The 19,061-nt window shown below is 66.3% G+C and carries 20 protein-coding genes; 7 read left to right on the plus strand and 13 right to left on the minus strand.

What is annotated here, in order from left to right; translation table 11 throughout:
• Window positions 1-60 precede the first annotated feature (60 nt).
• The 3 genes from QX010_RS11850 to QX010_RS11860 all read left to right on the plus strand — a co-directional run bounded on the left by QX010_RS11850 (window position 61) and on the right by QX010_RS11860 (window position 2,788).
• Window positions 61-654: an N-acetyltransferase gene (locus QX010_RS11850; RefSeq protein WP_316179637.1), complete on the plus strand. Its 594-nt coding sequence runs from the start codon at window positions 61-63 to the stop codon at window positions 652-654.
• A 246-nt stretch (window positions 655-900) separates the two neighbouring features.
• Window positions 901-1,290 carry a RidA family protein gene (locus QX010_RS11855; RefSeq protein WP_316179640.1) on the plus strand — a complete coding sequence of 130 codons (390 nt, stop codon included), beginning with the start codon at window positions 901-903 and terminating at the stop codon, window positions 1,288-1,290.
• Window positions 1,291-1,363: 73 nt separating this feature from the next.
• Window positions 1,364-2,788: a homospermidine synthase gene (locus tag QX010_RS11860; RefSeq protein ID WP_316179642.1), complete on the plus strand. Its 1,425-nt coding sequence runs from the start codon at window positions 1,364-1,366 to the stop codon at window positions 2,786-2,788.
• Between the two features lie 202 nt (window positions 2,789-2,990).
• On the opposite strand, the gene QX010_RS11865 is transcribed toward QX010_RS11860, so the two are convergent.
• The 10 genes from QX010_RS11865 to QX010_RS11910 form a co-directional block, all read right to left on the minus strand.
• Window positions 2,991-4,145 carry an IS4 family transposase gene (locus QX010_RS11865; protein ID WP_315800429.1) on the minus strand — a complete coding sequence of 385 codons (1,155 nt, stop codon included), beginning with the start codon at window positions 4,143-4,145 and terminating at the stop codon, window positions 2,991-2,993.
• A 226-nt stretch (window positions 4,146-4,371) separates the two neighbouring features.
• Window positions 4,372-4,683 (minus strand): hypothetical protein, encoded by a 312-nt coding sequence (locus QX010_RS11870; protein WP_316179644.1) that lies wholly within the window; start codon window positions 4,681-4,683, stop codon window positions 4,372-4,374.
• Between the two features lie 105 nt (window positions 4,684-4,788).
• On the minus strand, window positions 4,789-5,808 hold the full coding sequence (locus QX010_RS11875) for a WD40 repeat domain-containing protein (protein ID WP_315801794.1): 1,020 nt from the start codon (window positions 5,806-5,808) through the stop codon (window positions 4,789-4,791).
• Window positions 5,808-6,851 carry a CobW family GTP-binding protein gene (locus QX010_RS11880; RefSeq protein ID WP_409997906.1) on the minus strand — a complete coding sequence of 348 codons (1,044 nt, stop codon included), beginning with the start codon at window positions 6,849-6,851 and terminating at the stop codon, window positions 5,808-5,810. The genes QX010_RS11875 and QX010_RS11880 overlap by 1 nt, the downstream gene beginning before the upstream one ends.
• A gap of 69 nt (window positions 6,852-6,920) precedes the next feature.
• Window positions 6,921-7,790 (minus strand): metal ABC transporter substrate-binding protein, encoded by an 870-nt coding sequence (locus tag QX010_RS11885; RefSeq protein ID WP_316179646.1) that lies wholly within the window; start codon window positions 7,788-7,790, stop codon window positions 6,921-6,923.
• A gap of 11 nt (window positions 7,791-7,801) precedes the next feature.
• Window positions 7,802-8,671 carry a metal ABC transporter permease gene (locus QX010_RS11890; protein WP_316179648.1) on the minus strand — a complete coding sequence of 290 codons (870 nt, stop codon included), beginning with the start codon at window positions 8,669-8,671 and terminating at the stop codon, window positions 7,802-7,804.
• Window positions 8,671-9,423, minus strand: coding sequence for an ABC transporter ATP-binding protein (locus QX010_RS11895; protein WP_316179650.1), 753 nt, complete (start codon window positions 9,421-9,423; stop codon window positions 8,671-8,673). Before QX010_RS11895 ends, QX010_RS11890 begins: the two co-directional genes overlap by 1 nt.
• A gap of 8 nt (window positions 9,424-9,431) precedes the next feature.
• On the minus strand, window positions 9,432-9,644 hold the full coding sequence (locus QX010_RS11900; RefSeq protein ID WP_316179651.1) for a hypothetical protein: 213 nt from the start codon (window positions 9,642-9,644) through the stop codon (window positions 9,432-9,434).
• 112 nt (window positions 9,645-9,756) lie between these two features.
• Window positions 9,757-10,146 carry a fluoride efflux transporter CrcB gene (gene crcB, locus QX010_RS11905; RefSeq protein ID WP_316179652.1) on the minus strand — a complete coding sequence of 130 codons (390 nt, stop codon included), beginning with the start codon at window positions 10,144-10,146 and terminating at the stop codon, window positions 9,757-9,759.
• A gap of 179 nt (window positions 10,147-10,325) precedes the next feature.
• Window positions 10,326-10,925 (minus strand): superoxide dismutase, encoded by a 600-nt coding sequence (locus tag QX010_RS11910; protein WP_316179654.1) that lies wholly within the window; start codon window positions 10,923-10,925, stop codon window positions 10,326-10,328.
• A 105-nt stretch (window positions 10,926-11,030) separates the two neighbouring features.
• Between QX010_RS11910 and QX010_RS11915 the strand changes: the two genes are divergently transcribed.
• Together QX010_RS11915 and QX010_RS11920 are read left to right on the plus strand one after the other, a co-directional pair.
• The gene (locus QX010_RS11915) at window positions 11,031-11,564 is read left to right on the plus strand and encodes a GNAT family N-acetyltransferase (protein ID WP_316179656.1); all 534 of its coding nucleotides are present in this window, start codon (window positions 11,031-11,033) and stop codon (window positions 11,562-11,564) included.
• Window positions 11,565-12,718: 1,154 nt separating this feature from the next.
• Entirely contained in the window at window positions 12,719-13,153 is a 435-nt protein-coding gene (locus tag QX010_RS11920; RefSeq protein WP_315802707.1) for a DUF2147 domain-containing protein, read from the plus strand.
• Window positions 13,154-13,160: 7 nt separating this feature from the next.
• Here QX010_RS11920 and QX010_RS11925 read toward each other — a convergent pair whose 3' ends face one another.
• Window positions 13,161-14,309: a DUF3095 domain-containing protein gene (locus QX010_RS11925; RefSeq protein WP_316179659.1), complete on the minus strand. Its 1,149-nt coding sequence runs from the start codon at window positions 14,307-14,309 to the stop codon at window positions 13,161-13,163.
• A gap of 155 nt (window positions 14,310-14,464) precedes the next feature.
• On the opposite strand from QX010_RS11925, the gene QX010_RS11930 reads away from it, so the two are divergent.
• Window positions 14,465-15,265 (plus strand): RMD1 family protein, encoded by an 801-nt coding sequence (locus QX010_RS11930; RefSeq protein ID WP_315802705.1) that lies wholly within the window; start codon window positions 14,465-14,467, stop codon window positions 15,263-15,265.
• Window positions 15,266-15,468: 203 nt separating this feature from the next.
• On the opposite strand, the gene QX010_RS11935 is transcribed toward QX010_RS11930, so the two are convergent.
• Complete coding sequence (locus QX010_RS11935; protein WP_315802704.1) at window positions 15,469-16,185, minus strand: MgtC/SapB family protein; 717 nt, start codon at window positions 16,183-16,185, stop codon at window positions 15,469-15,471.
• A 157-nt stretch (window positions 16,186-16,342) separates the two neighbouring features.
• Here QX010_RS11935 and QX010_RS11940 point away from each other — a divergent pair, with 157 nt between their 5' ends.
• Complete coding sequence (locus QX010_RS11940; RefSeq protein WP_316179661.1) at window positions 16,343-16,750, plus strand: hypothetical protein; 408 nt, start codon at window positions 16,343-16,345, stop codon at window positions 16,748-16,750.
• Between the two features lie 10 nt (window positions 16,751-16,760).
• On the opposite strand, the gene QX010_RS11945 is transcribed toward QX010_RS11940, so the two are convergent.
• The gene (locus tag QX010_RS11945; protein ID WP_315802702.1) at window positions 16,761-19,055 is read right to left on the minus strand and encodes a heavy metal translocating P-type ATPase; all 2,295 of its coding nucleotides are present in this window, start codon (window positions 19,053-19,055) and stop codon (window positions 16,761-16,763) included.
• Window positions 19,056-19,061 lie beyond the last annotated feature (6 nt).

The following is a 19,061-nucleotide window of genomic DNA, read 5'->3' on the forward strand; positions in this document are numbered from 1 at the left end:
GACATCACGTGTTTGCGCGCGAGCCCAAGGTCCGCCGCGCAGGCCGGGGACTGACGTGCCATGACCGCTTTTCGCATCCCTTCGACCACGCCGCTTCGGACTGCCGCTCCGTTCGTGATCCGTGCCGAGCGTGCCTCCGACGTCCCGGCGCGCGAGACGCTGCTCGATGCCTGCTTTGGCGACAATCGCCATGAGCGCACCTGCCAGCGCCTGCGCGACGGACGCGCGCCCGCCGCAGGCCTCGCCTTGTCGGCGACGCGCGGCGGCGTCCTCGTGGGAACGCTGCGGCTGTGGCACGTCAGCGCCGGCGGACGCGACGCGCTGATGCTCGGCCCGCTGGCGGTCGCCGCCGAGGCGCGCAGCCTCGGCGTCGGTGCGGCGCTGATGAATGCCGCGCTGATGATCGCGGCGTCGCGCGGCCATGGCGCGGTGATCCTGCTCGGTGATGCGCCCTACTACGCCCGCTTCGGCTTCTCGGTCGCGCAGACCGCCGAGCTGGAGCTGCCTGGTGCGTTCGCGCGCGAGCGCCTGCTCGGGCTCGAGCTGGTCGATGGCGCGCTGCACGGGGCGACCGGCATGATCGTCGCCACGGGAGCGGCCGAGCGCAAGGCCCGCCGCTCGCGCCGCGAGCGGCAGATATCGTGCGCGGCGTGAGGACCAGGGCGGCGGCCACGCCGCGGCGGCGAACGCTGTTGCCAACGCTCCTGCTGATCCTGCTCGGGATCATGATCGTTCGCGACATCATGGTCCGGCGCTGGAGCAGCGGCCCGCCCGCCGGACCCGACGTCACCCGCCTGCGTTAGGCATTCCGGCAACGGGCGCCGCAGCAGCCCCGCGAGGGGTTGCGCAGGTGCAGCAAAAGCTCTTTAACCCCCGAAAATCCCCCCCACGAGGTCCGTCATGTCCCGCCGCCTGATCTCTACCGGATCACCGTTCGAGAAGACCGCCGGCTACAGCCGCGCGGTGATCGATGGCGACTTCGCCTTCGTCGCCGGGACCACCGGCTATGACTACAGCACGATGACGATGCCGGCCGATGTCACGAGCCAGTCACGCAACTGCTTCAAGACCATCGCGGCCGCCCTGCAGGAGGGCGGGTTCGAGATGGCCGATATCGTCCGCGCGACCTACTACCTGACCGACGTCAGCGACGCCGACGCGCATTTTGCGGTCTGCGGCGAGGTCCTCGGCGACATCCGCCCCGCCGCAACGCTGCTGGTCGTCGCCGCGCTGCTCAAGCCCGAGATGAAGGTCGAGATCGAAGTCACCGCCAAGCGCCGCGGCTCCTAAACGCGGCGAGGCATCTGAAGGCGCGCGCCGCCTGAATCCATCCATCACACGCACCTTTCGCGGAGAACCATTCATGAGCTCGCAGATCCACGCGAAGATCACCGGCCCCATCGTGATGATCGGCTTCGGCTCGATCGGCAAGGGCACTCTGCCTTTGATCGAACGCCATTTCGAGTACGACAAGAGCCGCTTCGTCATCATCGATCCGCATGACGATGGCGCGCTGGCGAAGAAGCATGGCGTGCGCTTCATCCAGCAGGGCGTGACCCGCGACAATTATCGCGAGCTCTTGGTGCCGCTGCTCACCGCAGGCGGCGGCCAGGGCTTCTGCGTCAATCTCTCGGTCGACACCTCCTCGGTCGACATCATGACGATGTGCCGCGAGATCGGTGCGCTCTACATCGACACCGTCGTCGAGCCGTGGCTCGGCTTCTATTTCGACAAGCAGAAGGGTGTCGAGCAGCGCTCCAACTACGCGCTGCGCGAGACGCTGCTGGCTGCGCGCCGCAAGAGCCCGGGCGGCACCACCGCCGTTTCGACCTGCGGCGCCAATCCCGGCATGGTCTCCTGGTTCGTCAAGCAGGCGCTGCTGAACATCGCCAAGGACACCAAGACCGAGATCGTCGAGCCGAAGAGCCGCGAGGGCTGGGCGCAGCTGATGCAGAAGCTCGGCGTCAAGGGCATCCACATCGCCGAGCGCGACACCCAGCGATCAAAGAATCCGAAGCCGATGGACGTGTTCGTCAACACCTGGTCGGTCGAGGGCTTCGTGTCCGAGGGTCTGCAGCCGGCCGAGCTCGGCTGGGGCACGCACGAGAAGTGGATGCCAGAGAACGGCCGCTGCCACACCGAGGGCTGCGGCGCTGCGATCTACCTGCTGCAGCCCGGCGCCAACACCCGCGTCCGCTCGTGGTGCCCGACCCCGGGCGCGCAATACGGCTTCCTGGTGACCCACAACGAGTCGATCTCGATCGCCGACTATTACACCGTGCGCGACGGCGACAAGGTGGTGTACCGCCCGACCTGCCACTACGCCTATCACCCGGCCAACGACGCGGTGCTGTCGCTGCACGAGATCTTCGGCGCCACCGGCAAGATGCAGGAGAAGTGGCACATCCTCGACGAGAACGAGATCGTCGACGGCATCGACGAGCTCGGCGTGCTGCTCTACGGCCACGGCAAGAACGCCTATTGGTACGGCTCGCAGCTGTCGATCGAAGAGACCCGCCGCATCGCGCCCTATCAGAACGCCACCGGCATGCAGGTGTCCTCGGCCGTGCTCGCCGGCATGGTGTGGGCGCTGGAAAACCCAACCGCCGGCATCGTCGAGGCCGACGAGATGGACTTCCGCCGCTGCCTGGAGATCCAGTCGCCGTATCTCGGCCCGGTCAAGGGCTACTACACGGACTGGACGCCGCTGAACGATCGCCCCGGCCTGTTCCCGGAGGACATCGATACGTCCGATCCCTGGCAGTTCCGCAACATCCTGGTGCGGTAAGCCCTCGCCGTCGTCCCGGCCTCGAGCCGGGACCATACTCCGTGACGGGTATGTGGCGGGAGGTGGAGCTAATAGACTGCCCCGAACTACTCCCTGAGGTTATGGGTCCCGGCGTTCGCCGGGACGACGGCGGAATTTGTCGCCGCGTTCGCGCCCCGCTCTCTCCTCCGTCATGGCCGGGCTTGACCCACGGCTGTCCGGTTCAGCTTCCGCATATTGCGAGGCTCAACTGTTGTGGGTTTTTGGCAAGTTGGGGTGGCCCCGTGAGCAATTGATCGATGGGGCGGCGATGCATGAGGTTGGTGCGGACCAATCTGGCAAAGACCAAGGGGCTTTGGATTGCCTTCTGAAGGTCTTGCGCGAGGCGAAGCAAGAGGAAGGCGATCAGGGCAACGGCGATCTGGATACGAACGGCGTTCTCAGAAGTCCCGAGGAACCTGGTGATCTTGAGGGTCTGCTTGACCCAACGAAAGAACAACTCGATGGCCCAGCGGCGACGATAGAGGTCGGCGATCTCTTGAGCGCTGGCATCGAGGTCGTTCGACAGGATGCGCAGGATCTTTCCCGTTTCCAAGGTGACGCGCACTTCGCGCACCGCAGTCTGCATTGGATTGCGGCGGCTGTAGGCTTGGCGTTGTGGAAGGAAGCCGATGCGGTCGGAGAGGATGTTGCCATCCGCGATGACAGGCAACTCCTCCACGACCCGCAGCGGCGTATTGGATTTGAACCGGGTCACGATTCGACAACCGGCGGCGTCCAGTTGAGCCCACCAAGCATATTCATAATAGCCGAGATCGAAGACGTAGGTTGCTCCCGGCTCGATGGGCATCTGATGCGCTGCAGTATTGTCGTTGACGTTGGCTCCGCTGATTGCCGCATAAATCGGCCGGTCGGCGTCGGCATCATAGATCACATGCACCTTGGCACCGCAGACACCGGTAGAGAACCGTGCCCAGCCAGCGCTGGCTTCTGTCAGCCGTACGCTGGTCGAATCAATCAAATACGTCGTCTCGGCAAGCTTGCGGCGTAACCGGCGATGGGCCTGCTTCATCATGATGGCCAACAGGGCGGCAAACATCTCCGCAGGCCGATTCATATTGGCGTCCGCGAAAGTCGAGCGGCGGACAGGGCCCCCACCCAGGTGATAAAGCCGCGCGGTGTGGCTCGACAGCCCGGTGACAATCTCACGCAGACTGGAAGCCCCCGAAAGCTGACCGTACAGCAGCGCCACAAATTGGTCTTTGGTGGAAAGCCGTCGAATCCGCGCGTCCGTGCCATGCTCGTCCACAAGCGCCTCGAAGCGATGCCAGGGGACCAACTTCAGAATGTCTCGGAATACTGTATTCTGATGCGGCATGGCGGGACCTTCCTGGTGTGTCTCGAACATTTGGCGATGCTCAAGACCGCAGAAGAATCCACGCCATGCACCATGTCCAGTCTGTCTGAACCGGACAGCCGTGGGCTTGACCCGGCCATCCACGAAGCCTGCGCAGCCGGAAACACGTGGATGCCCGGGACGAGCCCGGGCATAACGATGTTGAGGCAGAGTGCGGATGATCGAGCACTTAGCTCGCAGCGGCCAGCTACTTCTTCTCCATCGGCGGCGCGACCTTCTCGGCAGGAGCGGGCGGCAGCGCGGGCTTGTTGGCGCCTTCCTGCTGAGCAGCCGGATCGGGGCGCGCCGGCTCGGGCGCCGGTGTGGTCGGGCGGGTGCCGCCGGGCTTGGATTCGGCTGGCGTCGCCGACGGTTCGGGCGTCGCCTGGGCCACCTGGTCGAGATGGTTGGCCTTGATCTCGGTCAGCGAGATGATCGCCACCAGTGCGCCAAGGCCGAGCAGGCCGCCTGCGAGCCACAGGTCCCTTCGCAACGTCCGTTTGCTGTTGATCGAGGCCATGGCTGTCATCCGCATCATGTGATGTGCGGAACAACGAATGGAAGGGGGCGAGGTTCCGATTGGGACCTGCGCCCCAACGCCCCATCCCCGCCCTGGAACGCGCCGTTACAGCCGCAGCAGGCCCGCCTCGCCACTTTCATCGGAGAAAGCGAGCCACGTTCCCGCGGCATTCCAGCCCAGCGCCACGATCGGCGGTGTCTCGTTCCGCCGCACCAGGATCTCGGCGCCATCCTGCATCCGCACCATCAACACGGTGCCGTCCTCGTAGCCGCAGGCCAGGATGTCCTGCTTGGGATGGCAGGCGACCGCGGTGACCTTGGCCTTCATCGGCGCCAGCATCGCCGGCTCCTTGCCCATCGGGCCGTCCTTGCCGACGAACGGCCAGAGGATGACCATGTCGGCGCCGGAGGTGGCGAGAAAGCGCCCGCCGCTGCCCCACGACATCGACTTGACCCGCGACGGGTAGCCGGTCATGCGCATGTGCCGGGAATCGGCCAGCCGCCAGCCATGCAGCGCCGGCTCGTGCATCGCCGTGACCAGGAACTTGTTGTCCGGGCTGAACGTGACGGCGTGATGCGAGCCGGCCCAGCCGAGGAATTCCGGCTCGCCCGCCATGTTCGGAAACCACAGAGTGGCGCCGTTGTAATGCGCGATCGCAAGCCGCAGGCCCTTCGGCGCGAACGCCAGTCCGCCCGCGGTCGAGGGCACCTCGAGCGACTTCTCCTCGCCCTTGGGCGCGCGCACGAACGCGGTCTTGCCGACCGACCAGGCGATCGCACCGTCCGGATGAACCGCGACGTTGTCGATCCAGCGCCGCTTCGGATCGGTGGCGAGCACGCTGACGCTGCCGGCCTTGTCGAGCGCGGAGACCTTGCCGTCATCACCGCCGAACAGGATGCGCGATCCGTCCGACACCGCCGACAGGATGCCGCCGCCTGATACCTCGATCTTGCTGATCTCGCCCTCGGCGTCGACAACCGCGACGCTCTCCTCGGTGCCGACGAAGACCGCGCGGTCGCCGAGATAGTGCACGGCCGTGACGGCCATGCCGAGCGCGACCTGCTTCACCTTGTCGGTGACGGAGACGATGGATGCGGCCTCGCCACCCTGGTCGAACGACGTCATCAGGTCACGATGCAGCGTTCGAAGCCTTCGCGGATGGCGTCTTCCGGCAACTCGCGGCCGATGAAGACGACGCGGCTCTGCCGCGCCTCATCCGGCTTCCACTTCCGCTGATGATCGCCTTCCAGCATCATGTGCACGCCCTGGAAGACGTAGCGGTCGTCATCGTCCTGAAACGCCAGGATGCCCTTGGAGCGCAGGATCTTGCCGCCCTCGGTCTGCACCAGGTTCTGCAGCCACGGCATGAACTTCGACGGATCGAGCGGCTTGTCGGAGCGCAGCGACAGCGACTGCATCTCCTCGTCGTGATAGTGCTTCAGGCCGTGATCGTGATGGTGGTGATGATGATCATGACCGTGGTCGTGATCATGATGGTGATGATCGTGGTCGTCGCCGGCTTCGAGGAATTGCGGCTCGATCTCCAGGATACGATCGAGATCGAACGCGCCGCGCTCCAGCACATCGGAGATCGCGATCTGGCAGCGCTCGGTGCGATGCAGCTTTGCGTAGGGGTTGATGGCGCGGATGCGCGCCTCGACCTCGGCGAGCTCCGGCTTGCTGACGAGATCGGTCTTGTTGAGCACGATGACGTCGGCGAAGGCGATCTGGTTCTTGGCCTCCGGCGCATCCTTGAGCCGGTCCGACAGCCACTTCGCGTCGGCCACCGTCACCACCGCATCGAGCCGGGCGTTCTTCTGAACGTCCTCGTCGACGAAGAAGGTCTGCGCCACCGGCGCGGGGTCGGCGAGCCCGGTGGTCTCGACGATGATGGCGTCGAACTTGCCCTTGCGCCGCATCAGGCCGGAGATGATGCGCACGAGGTCGCCGCGCACCGTGCAGCAGATGCAGCCATTGTTCATCTCGAACACTTCCTCATCGGCGCCGACGATGAGATCGTTGTCGATGCCGATCTCGCCGAATTCGTTGACGATGACGGCGTACTTCTTGCCGTGGTCTTCCGAGAGGATGCGGTTCAGAAGCGTGGTCTTGCCCGCCCCGAGATAGCCGGTCAGGACCGTCACTGGTGTCTTGCTCGCGTCGGACATGCTCACTCCGAAAACCTCAGATCGCATCGAAAATGGCTCAAAAGCGCTGGCCGCGAGGGCTTGAAAACCCTAACGGACCAGCGCGCTCGTCAAGGCCCTTATATTGTGCCTGACCATGGCAATGTAAGTGGGAACGGGGCCCTTTTCATCGCTCAGGGCGTCGGAATACAGCGTACCGCCGATCTTGGCGCCGGTCTCGGCGGCGATCCGGCCGACCAGCCGGTCATCGTTGAAATTCTCCAGGAAGACGGCCGGAATCCCTGTTTTTTTCACCTGGCGGATGATCTCGGCGACGTCGCGGGCCGAGGGCTCGGTCTCGGTGGAGACGCCGAGCGGGGCGATGAAGGCGACGCCATAGGCATCGGCGAAATAGCCGAAGGCGTCATGGGTCGAGATCACCTTGCGCCGCTCGGCCGGGATCTTGTCGATCTCGGCGCGGACCTCGCGGTCGAGCGCATCGAGCTCGGCGAGGTAGCGCTCCGCATTGGCCTTGAAGACCTCCGCGTCTGCGGGGTCGGCCGCCACCAGCGCGTCGCGGATATTCCGTACGTAGACCTTGGCATTGCCGACCGACTGCCAGGCATGCGGATCGGCATCCGTGCCGCGCTTGCGCGGGCTGATGCCCTGCGTGGCCGTGATGATCGGCGCCTTGCTGCCGGAGGCCTGCTGCAGCCGCGGCAGCCAGCCCTCCAGCCCGAGGCCGTTGACGATCAAGAGCCGCGCGGCGCCGACGTCCTTCGCATCATGCGGCGTCGGCGTGTAGACGTGCACGTCGCTGTCCGGCCCGACCAGCGAGGCGACACTGACCTTGTCGCCGCCGACCTGGCGGACGAAGTCGGCGAGGATCGAGAAGCTGGTGACGACGTTCAGCCGGGTCTCGGCCGATGCGGGAGCGACGAGCGACAGCAGCAGAGTGAGGACGGACAGCAAACGTTTCATGGGGATGGACTTCAGGCTTCGAGGTGACGTCCCGGAAACAGTTGCGGAAGCACGCCGCCCACGCGTCCGAACAGCACCGAGCCGAGATAGAGGAGCGACGCGACCAGGATGATCGCTGGCCCCGAGGGAATGCGGGTCTGGAACGACAGCACCAGGCCGACATAGCCGGAGACGATCGCGGAGGTGACGGCGATGCAGATCATCGGCGTGACGTCGCGCGACCAGAACCGGGCGATGCCCGCCGGCAGGATCATCAGGCCGACCGCGAGCAAGGTGCCGAGCGCCTGGAAGCCGTTGACGAGGTTGACGACGATCAGGCCGAGGAAGATCAGGTGCGCCGGCGCGCCGGCGCGGCTGACGGTGCGCAGGAACAGCGGGTCGACGCTCTCGACCACCAGCGGGCGATAGATCACGGCGAGCACGACCAAGGTGAGCGTGGCATTGAAGGCCACCATCAGCAGGGTCGGATCGTCCATCGCCAGGATGTTGCCGAACAGCACGTGCAGCAGATCGATATTGGTGCCCTTGACCGAGACGATGGTGACGCCGATCGCCAGCGACGCCAGGTAGAAGGTCGCGAGCGACGCGTCCTCCTTCAGCCCGGTCGAGCGCGACACCAAGCCCGACAGCAGCGCCACGGCGAAGCCTGCGATCAGCCCGCCGGTCGTCATCGCGAACAGATTGAGCCCCGACAGTAGGAAGCCGATCGCGGCTCCCGGCAGGATCGCATGCGCCATGGCGTCGCCGACCAGGCTCATGCGCCTGAGCATCAGGAAGACGCCGATCGGTCCGGAGCCGAGCGACAGCGCGATGACCGCGGCGAGCGCGCGGCGCATGAACTCGAAATCCGAGAACGGAGCGAACAGCACCTCGCGCAGCATCACGCCGCCTTGGAGGCTTGCGGGGGCACGCAGGGCGCGGCGGCATCGTCGAACGCCTCGCACATCCGGCGCGCCTGCGCGAGATTGTCCGTTGTCAGCACCTCCGCCGTCGGTCCCCAGGCCACGGCCTCGCGCGCCAGCAGCAGGGTCTGCGGGAAATGCGCGCGCACCATGTCCATGTCGTGCAGCGCCGCCAGCACGGTGCGCCGCTCGCCATGCCAGTGCTCGATCAGTTGCAACAGGTCGGACGACGTTTTGGAATCCATCGCGTTGAACGGCTCGTCGAGCACGATCACGCGGGCATCCTGCAGCAGCACGCGCGCAAACAGCATGCGCTGCATCTGGCCGCCCGACAGCGTGCCGATGCCGCGGCCTTCGAATCCGGTCAGGCCGACGGCGGCGATGGCCTGCGCGATCTTCTCACGCGCCGCCGCGCCGATGCCGCCGAACATGCCGGTGCTGCGCCACAGTCCGGTGCTGACGAAATCGAACACCGAGATCGGGAAGGAGCGGTCGATATCGGCGATCTGCGGCAGATAGGCGATCTCGCGCGGCTTGAGGCCGGCGGCCGTGATGCTGCCGGCGAGCGGCTTCAACAGGCCGACGATGCCGCGGAACAAGGTCGATTTACCGGCGCCGTTGGGACCGATCACGGCCAGCAGCGCGCCCTCCGGCACCTCGCCGGAGAGATGATGCACGGCCGGGTGGCGGTCATAGCCCAGGGTGACGTCGCGGAACTGCAGCTGTGCCACCGCCGCCCTCACCGCATCGCCATGATGACGATCACCCAGAGCGCCGCGCTGGCCGCCAGCGCCGCGCCGAGCCGTGTCGCGACCGGCATGCGCAGGATCGACCACGGCGCGGGCTGCGCCGGATGCGGCGCCCCCGAATCGTGGCTGTGGGCATGGCCGTGACCATGGGTATGCCCGTGCGCGTGGCCATGGCTATGGCTATGAAGGGCGGACTGCGTCATTTCGTCATGATGTTACATTATAACATCACCCCTGTCCACCGCGGGCTGAGGCGGTGTTTCCAGGGCCGGATGCGTTCATTCCACTCGTCATTGCGAGTGACCAGCAACTCCGTCAGCTCAGATACCGCATCAGGGCGAGGCCGCCGAACAGGCCGGCGATGGAGATACCGACCGAGCCCACCACGTAGAGCACCGCCAGGCCAACCGCCCCGCGCTCGTAGAGCAGCGCGGTGTCGAGCGAGAAGGCCGAGAACGTGGTGTAGCCGCCCAGGATGCCCGTCATCAGCACCAGCCGCCACCATTGATGGCTGCCGCCGCTCCGGAAGGTGAAATAGCCTGCGATCAGGCCCATGACGGTCGAGCCGGTGATGTTGATGATGAAGGTGCCGTAGGGAAAGGCGGTACCGAACGCCTTACCGCTCGCCATGTTGACGGCGTGGCGCAGCGCAGCCCCGGAGCCGCCACCGACGAAAACGAGCAGATAGCCTAACAACTGATTCACGACCTCACCTTGCATCCTGCGCCCGGAGCGGACCCCTGCCCGCCCGGCATCACCCGCAAAATCTCTGCCGAAACGTGTCGTCCGTTGCAAGGATCGTCCTGATCCTTGCTATGAAAAAGGGCCATGAAAAAGGGCGGCGAGCCGAAGCCGCCGCCCTGGTCACTTGCTCGCGTCGGCAATCAGATCGCCTTGCTGTAGAGCTCTTCGACGTATTCCCAGTTGATGAGGTTCTCGACGAACGCCTTCAGATAGTCGGGACGGCGGTTGCGATAGTCGATGTAGTAGGAGTGCTCCCAGACGTCGCAGCCGAGGATCGGGGTGGCGCCATGCACCAGCGGGTTCTCGCCGTTCGGGGTCTTGGAGATCTCGAGCTTGCCGTTCTTGACCGAGAGCCAGCACCAGCCCGAGCCGAACTGGCCGACGCCGGCCGCGGCGAAGTCGGCCTTGAACTTCTCGAAGCCGCCGAGATCCTCATTGATCTTCTTCTCCAGCGCGCCCGGCAGCTTGGAGCCGCCGCCATTCGGCTTCATCCACGACCAGAAATGGATGTGGTTGAAGTGCTGGCCGGCATTGTTGAACACGGCGGGGTTTTTGCCGAACGAGCCCTTGACGATCTCCTCGAGGGACTTGCCTTCGAATTCGGTCCCCTTGATCGCATTGTTGCCGTTGGTCACATAGGCCTGATGATGCTTGTCGTGATGGTACTCGAGCGTCTCCTTGGACATGTAGGGTCCGAGGGCTTCATAGGCGTAAGGCAGGGGGGGAAGCGTAAAGGTCATGGGGGCGGTTCCGCAACTTGTGGAAGACGGGATTTAACGGGACCTTCTTATAGAAGGTTCCGACACCGTAAAACACCGTGAATTTGGAAAAAGCGAGCCGCTTTGATGAGCATCGAGATCGACGTATTGAATGGTGACGCCGCCTGGCCGCTGGTCAAGCCGCTTTACGACGCGATTTGGCCGCCGGAGGTGGTCGCCGGTTTGCCGTGGGCTGGTATCACATTTGCGCATGCCGACCTGCGGGTGCTGGTGCAGGACGACAGGGGCGAGGTGCTGTGCCATGTCGGCATCTATCGCCGACTCGTGAAGTGGAACGGCCAGAACGTCAATGTCGCCGGCATCGGCGGCGTTTTGACGCGTCCCGACATGCGCAACCGCGGCCTCGCCACGGTGGGACTGAACGCGGCGATCCAGACCCTGCGGCACGAGGACTCGATCAACTACGCCGTGCTATTCTGCGCGGCGGATCGCATCCCCTTCTACACGGCGAGAGGCTTCATCCCGTTCGACGGCGACGTCTACGCCGAGCAGCCCGAGCAGGGCCGCATCCGCTTCGACCGGCTGTCCGCGCTGGTCCACGACGTCAAGCGCACCGCGCCGACCCGCGGCACCATCGACCTCTGCGGATTGCCGTGGTGACTCCGTTCTCCCCTCCCTTGTTTGAATCGTAAATCCGTTCTCCTTTCCGCTGTCGTCCCGGACAGCCGTGACGCGCGCCAGCGCGTCGCGGCGCCGATCCGGGACCCATACGCCGCGGCGGTTGCGAGACGCGAAAGGCCAACGGCCAGCGTGCCTCAAACCGCTCCCTGGGGGTATGGGTCCCGGCGTTCGCCGGGACGACAGCGGAGTTTGTCGCGGCAGTCCAAACCATGTCCCGACCGGGACGACAGCGCAGCGCCCGGCGCAACTTCCGGAAAAAATAATTAACTTGCGTATTATCGGAAATCATGATTATCTCCGTGCATCCCGCCTCACCGCAGAGGGGCGTAGCGCGCGATCGTCACGACACGCGAGGTGGGGATGCGATGGCCGCGAGAGATCGCAGCATTCTCTTCGACGAGGATGCGGACGAACGATACCTCGCGGACGTGAAGTCGCAGCGTCCTGACACCCCGACGCTGGTGTCACCCGCGCAATGCGCAAGCATGGTCGCGGCATGGTGGCCAACAAGCCCGGCGCACCAGGGAGACTGCGTATAAGCGTGAAGACCGTCGCGCAGGGAATGCCGGAGTGTTCGGCTTTGCCTGTGGTACCTGCCGCCTGCATTTTTTTCGCAGGCGGGCCATGGGTGAGGCCTTCACCCGGCATTCCCTGCGCCCTCCGCACTTTCAAGAGGGCCACATGGATCGCAGCACTCGGGCATCACATGCCGCGAGGCCGCGCTGCCGTGTCCCGGCCCTGTCATCAGCTGTTTGAGTCGTAAATCCGCCAAACCCACCGCTGTCGTCCCGGACAAGCCGTGACGCGCGCCAGCGCGTCGCGGCGCCGATCCGGGACCCATACGCCGCGGCGGACGTGATGGGCACAATGCCAATGACCGGTCTGCCTCAAACCCCTCCCTGGTGGTATGGGTCCCGGCGCCGCGTGCGCAGTTGCGCACCAGGCCGGGACGACAATGGAGTTTGTCGCGGCAGTCAAAGCCATTTCCAGTGCATGAGACAACCGAGCAAGGGATTGAGACGTTCCGTCGGCGATGCACCTGATCGTGATGATCCCGCTTTGGACAACCGCTGCTCTGCGATTGCAACTGCGCCGTTTGCTGTTATGGAAACGCGGCTTCAACGGGGGGTAAGATGATTTGGAAATTGCGTTTGGCTGGTCTTGCGCTGGCGACCGTCGTGATGGCGCAGCCCGCTTTGGCTGCCGATGATCCGACCGGCACCTGGCTGACCCAGGCCGGCGACGCCAGGATCAAGGTCGCCAAATGCGGCGCCGGTCTCTGCGGCACCGTCGTGTGGCTGAAGGAGCCGATGGACACCGACACCGGCAAGCCGGCCGTCGACAACAAGAATCCGAATCGCGCGCTTGCCAACCGCCCGATCATCGGCCTGCAACTGTTCGAAGGCGTTCACGCGGAGGGGCCGAACAAATGGTCCGGCAAGATCTATAACGCCGATGACGGCCAGAGCTACACCAGCCACATCTCCGTCTCCGGCCCGGACACGCTGAAGGTGGAAGGCTGCGTCGGATCGCTGTGCGGCGGCGAGACCTGGACCCGCGCGCGCTGATCAGCGCTCAGGCGACCGCGGCCTTCAACGCGGTCGCAGCCGACGCGTAGCCGCCTCGCGCGCCGTCGATGAAGTGGACGTGATCCGGCCGGATCGCGGACGGCGTGAAGCAGGTCATCATCGCGGCATCCTGGCGATGCAGCCCGTAGCGGACGATGCCGCGCGACGCCGCCGCGCCAAGCCGGCGCTCCAGGTCCTGCGCGAGCTCGTCGGTGCAGTCGAGGATCATGCGCAGCGCATCGTCATATTTGCGGAAGTCGGAATTCTCGACCACCTGCTGCTTGTAGAGATCCGGCACGAAGCCGCCGATGCTGATGTTGAACCGCATCACGGCATAGACGAACAGCGTCCGTCCGAGCACGCGGGCCCAGCGCGACAACAGCGGTCCGCGCGCGGCGCGGACTTCGTAGCCGAATCCCTGCGGCGGCCATCGCAGCGCCGGCGCGCCGGCCGGCACCGGCCGCCCGGCATCGGGGCTGCGTTCGGTCAGGGTGATGATCTCCTCGATCACCTTGCGATAGGCCTGCGCATCGGCGCCGGGGGCCGGCAGCACCAGCACCGACAGGATGAGGCCGCGTGCCGCCGGGATCTCCTCGAACCGGCACGATAGTCCGGACAGATCGGGCTGCGCACCGGACGGCGCCGGCGTAATCGCGAACTCGCCCCGCTTCATCGCGGCCTCGGCCCAGCCCAGTCCGCCGCCTGCAAACATCGCGTAGGACAGGTTGGCCGACGGACCGTAGCGCGCCACGCGGACGTCGAGGCCCTGCGCGCGGATCGCGCTCACCGGCACCAGGGCGACACGCATCGCGAGATCGAGATCCTCCCTGACCCAGGTCGCGGTCGCGGCAAGGGCCTCGCGCGCGGCCGCTTCGTCATCCGGGCTGACGGCGAAGCTCGCGCCGTCGCCCCCGAACACGAATGGGAATTCGCGCCCTTCCAAGGCATTGGTGACCGCGGCGATGACCGCCGCCCCGGCCATGTTGACCGCCTTGTAGCGCCTGTCGGCGATCGCCTTGGTCGACTCGACGATGTCAGCCGTGCCGATCAGCCAGTCATCCGGCACCGGCTGGTAGAGCTGCGGCTCCATCAGGCGCGCGAAGCCGCGAAACACCGGAATCGAGGCATAGTAGTCCGCAGCGCTGGTCTTCGACATTGAGAGGCATCCGTCCGGGGTGCGCGTCCAATGAGGAGCTACGTTCTTTCCTGTCAAGCGGGTTCAGGCAACGATATTCGGCAGCGGACGTGTCGCCTGACGGATTGCACCGCGTTATCGTTCCATCGGCATTGACGTGCTAGCCTATCGCCATCATGGCCGACACCTCACCCGTTCCACAACTCGCCGCCCGCGCGCTCCAGATCGCGGACCGCATCAATACCGCCGGCTTCGAGGGCCAAGTGCTGTCGGCGACGCCGCTGGCGGTCCGCATCGGCGAGACGGGTATCGCCGTGGTCTTCCGCTACGGCGTCGTCGTCTTCATCGGCCTGTCGGTGGCGGAGGAGATCAACTTCCTCGACCGGCTGAGCGCGCGACTGTTCGGCCCGATCGCGCCGCACGAGGAAGAGACGGCCAAGGTCCAGGTCGCGCGCGAATCCGACGAGCCGATCCCGGTCGGCGGCCCGGTCCTGGTCAAGGAATTGTCGCTGGAGCGGCTGCTCATCGTCGCCGATGCGCTGGCCAAGAGCGTCGTGCTCGGCCGCAGCGAGCGCGAGATCGCCAACGTGTTCGACACGATCGAGCCGTTCGCGCGCGAGCTGGCGCTGCTGGGGCGAACATCGAAGAGCCGGGTGGCGATGCTCAAGCTGCTCGGCGAGGCGCTGCTGGTGCAGCACCGCGTCTCCGGCCGCGTGGCGGTCGGCGAGAAGCCGGACGTGTTGTGGGACCGGCCCGATCTGGAACGGCTCTATGCACGGCTCGAGGACGAGTATGAGCTGAAGGAGCGGGAGGACACCCTCAACCGCAAGCTCGCGGTGATCGCGGAGACGGCGACCACGCTCGCCGACATCATCGACACCAAGCGCTCGCTGCGGCTCGAGGTCATCGTCGTCATCCTGATCGCCTGCGAGATCGTGCTCGGCTTCTACGAGATCTTCGCCCGCGGCGGGCATTGACGGCAGAGCCTCGACCGGCTGCCATCGCATTCAGCGATGGTTCAGACGCGGCATGGAACTCTCGCATGGGCGCGATGAGCGATGCTGGGGGATGTCGAACCATGACGTGGGTGGGGAGCTTGCGACCGTCGCCGGCGGCAGCCAGCCACGAGGTGTGGCGAGCGCCCCGCCGCCGGCGCGGCGATGCTGGTCCGCCAATGCCGTCACACCAGCGCTCTGACGTTCCAAGTCGCATGACGGACCCCGGCAAGCTTCGCCAGCTCGGACACGACGCGGTCGAGATCGACCGTATCGACCGCGAGCGGCACCAGCGTCGCGATGATCTCGACGATGTCCTCGGAGCGATAGACAACCTCGGTCTCCCGCACCGGGTATTTGGCCGCCTCCAGCCGCTCGTCGAGCGCCTCGCGCAGCTCGGCGGCGCGCAGCCCGTCGGTGGTCAGGACGATCTCGTAGTTCGCCTCCGAGGTCTGCGCATTGAGCGGGATGCGATCGATCGCATTGACCAGCGGCCGCAGCAAGGTGTTGCCGGCCAGCACGAACACCGTCAGCGCCACCGACTGCGCGATCAGGTCGGCGCCGGCGCAGGCGCCGACCGCGGCGGACGCCCACAGCGTCGCGGCGGTGTTGAGGCCGCGGACGTTCATGCCCTCCTTCATGATCGTGCCGGCGCCGAGGAAGCCGATGCCCGACACCACATAGGCGATGATCCGCACCGCGCCGTCGGCGCCGGTCAGGCGGTTGCCGAGGTCGACGAAGGCGGCCGCGCCGACGGCGACCAGCACGTTGGTGCGCAGGCCGGCGCTGCGCTGCCGGTATTGCCGCTCGGCACCGATCAGCGTGCCCAGCACGAACGCCGTGAACAGGCTCACGAGCGTGTCGAGGAAGTCGAAGACCTGGAAGGTGTGGAGGAATCGCATGGGCTTGCTGACTGTCTACGGTATTACGCTCCGTGGCCTGCCTGGCGGCAGCGGCACGCGTGGCATCCGGCGGCGGAACCGTCGCGAGAAGGCCGCTTTCTTAAGCCGTCCTTGATCGAAATCAAATCCCCGTCCCTCCCGTATACTTTAGGCTGATATGATCAACAGGCAGATGACGTCCGGCAAACACATGACGCCATTCTCCGACGTCCGCAGGGATCACAGCCCGGCCGTCCGGTTGGGATATGATGCGGTGAGCGCGGTGAAGCTGTCCCAGGAGCTCACCGCCGAGATCGACGCCTGGGCGGAGGTTCACCAGATGACACGCTCCGACGCCATCGGCCAGTTGCTCACGATCGGCCTGCATGCATCGCGGCCGGCCGCAGCCGGGCAGCCCACGTCGCGGGATCCCGTCGCCATCGAGCAGAATGCGATCCGGCTGATCGATCGGATGCTCGATCCGAGCCTGTCCGCCGAGGAGCGCGAGCGGCGGATCCGCCGCCTGATCGAAGGTCCTGCGGAATTTGCCAACGAACGGATCGACCTGCCGCGGCATCCAGGCTGACGCGAACGGCTCAGGCGGCCGAGCGCGCCACCACGGCCTCGTAGATGTCGTCCTCCTGCGCCGTGTGCATGCGGACCAGCGTCTCTATCGCCTCGATCACCCGTTGCGCATCGCGGATCAGATAGCGATCCACATGTTCGGACGGCAGATCCTCGACCAGCCGGCCGAGCAGGCGCGCCAGATGCAGGATCTCGCGATGCGCGCGGCTCATTGCCGACAGGCCGTGGCTCTCCTGCAGGAGCCGCGCAAGCTTCGGATAGACCGATCCCTCGTCGTCGCGCTCATGCGCCACGACCTTGTCCTGCACCACGCCGTTCGCCTCCATGATCAGCGCCACGGCGCCGTCGGGCGGGGCTTCGTCGAGCGCATCGACGATCGCGCGCAGGCGGTCGAGGCCGCGCAGCAGCGCCTGGTGATCATGCCTGAGCCCTCGGCCGTCTTCGGCCGTGATCCGGCCGGCTTTGCTGCGGCCGGCCGGGAACAGAGCGCGGAGCGCGTTGAGGATGACGGCGACGTCGATGGCTTCCTGGACCAGGGCCGCAGGCACCGGCTGCAGCAGGCCGAAGGCCGCGGCCCCCATCGCCACGAACGACAGGCCCATGCCGACGAAGATGCTCTCCAGGGCGATGCGTCGGGCGCGCTGCGCGATCACGATCGCCTCGCCGACGCGATCGAGCCGATCGGCGAGAATGACCACGTCGGCGGCTTCCGACGAGGCGCTGGCACCACGGGCGCCGAGCGCGATGCCGACGTCGGCGGAGGCCAGCGCCGGAGCATCGTTGATGCCGTCGCCCACCATGATGGTGGGATGCAGCCGCTGCTCGCTCTTGACCGCCTCCACCTTGTCGGAGGGGACACGGTCCGCCAGCACGGCGTCGAGGTCGAGCGCCGCGCCGATCGCCTGGGCGGCCGCGGCGCGGTCCCCGGTCACCATGACCATGCGCGCGATGCCGGCCTCGCGGAGCCAGCGGATCGCGCGCGGCGTATCCGCGCGCAGTTCGTCCGCCAGCAGCAGCGCCCCGATCGGGCGCCCCTCGATCGCAACGAAGACGATCAGCGCCGACCGCCACGACGCGCGGCGGATCGCGCGCGCCGCCCAGGGCGGCGGCGTCCGGCTGCCGAGCACGAGGTCGCGCGAGCCGGCCATCACAGGGCGGCCATCGATCAGACCTTCGAGGCCCGAGCCCATGGTTTCCCTGACCTGTTCGGGCACCTTCAGCTTCAGCCCGCGCGCCTGGCCGGCCTGAACGATCGCGTGCGCCACCACGTGGTGCGAGGCCTGCTCGAGCGATGCGCAGAGCAGCAGCACCGCATCGGCGTCCTCGCCCGGCGCGGCGTCGACCGACAGCAGCCGCGCGCCGCCGACGGTCAGCGTGCCCGTCTTGTCGAACAGCACGGTATGGGCGCGCGCGAGCGCCTCGAGCTTGCCGCCGCCTTTGACCAGAATGCCGCTTCGGGCCGCCTGCGCCACGCCGGCAATGAAAGCGACGGGTGCAGCGAGAATCAGCGGGCACGGCGTTGCCGCCACCAGCACGGCAAGACTCCGGATCAGATCGCCCGAAGCCAGATAGGCGGCCCCCGCGATGGCGAGGCTGACGGGCAGGAAGATCAGCGCATAGCGGTCGGCAAGCCGCACGAACGGCGCCTTCGCGGTCTGGGCCGTCGTCACCAGCTTGACGATGCCGGCATAGGTGCTTTCGCCCGCAGTGGCGGTGACCGCCATTTCGAACGTGTCGCCGGCATTCACCGATCCCGACAGGATCGCCATCCCGCGCGTCTTCGTCACCGGGATCGGCTCCCCCGTGAGCGCCGACTCGTCGACGACCGCGATGGTCGCTTCGACCATGCCATCGACCGGGACGATCTCGCCGGCGCGGACCATCAGGCGATCACCGACCGCGACGCTGGCGATCGGAACGTTGTCGATCTGGTCGCCACGGCGGCGATGTGCCTCGCGCGGCGCGCGATCGACCAGCGCGCGCAGATCGTGCTCGGCGCGGGCGACGGCAATGTCTTCGAGCACGTTGCCGCCGGAATACATCAGCGCCACGACAGCGCCGGCCAGCGGCTCGCCGAGGATGATCGCCGCGCTCATCGACACCAGCGCGATCGCGTCGACGCCGATGCGGCCGGCCAGGACATCGCGGACGATCGAGACGATCAGCCCCAGGATGACCGGAACGGTCGAGGCCGTAAAAGCGATCCCGGCAAGATCGGGGCGACCGAGCACATGCGCGAGGCCGCCCGCGGCGAGGCCCGCGATTGCGATCGCGACGAGGGTCCACCGCAGAATGCGCTCGAACATGGATAC

It is taken from the genome of Bradyrhizobium sp. SZCCHNRI1009 (assembly GCF_032487575.1).
GTDB lineage: Bacteria > Pseudomonadota > Alphaproteobacteria > Rhizobiales > Xanthobacteraceae > Bradyrhizobium.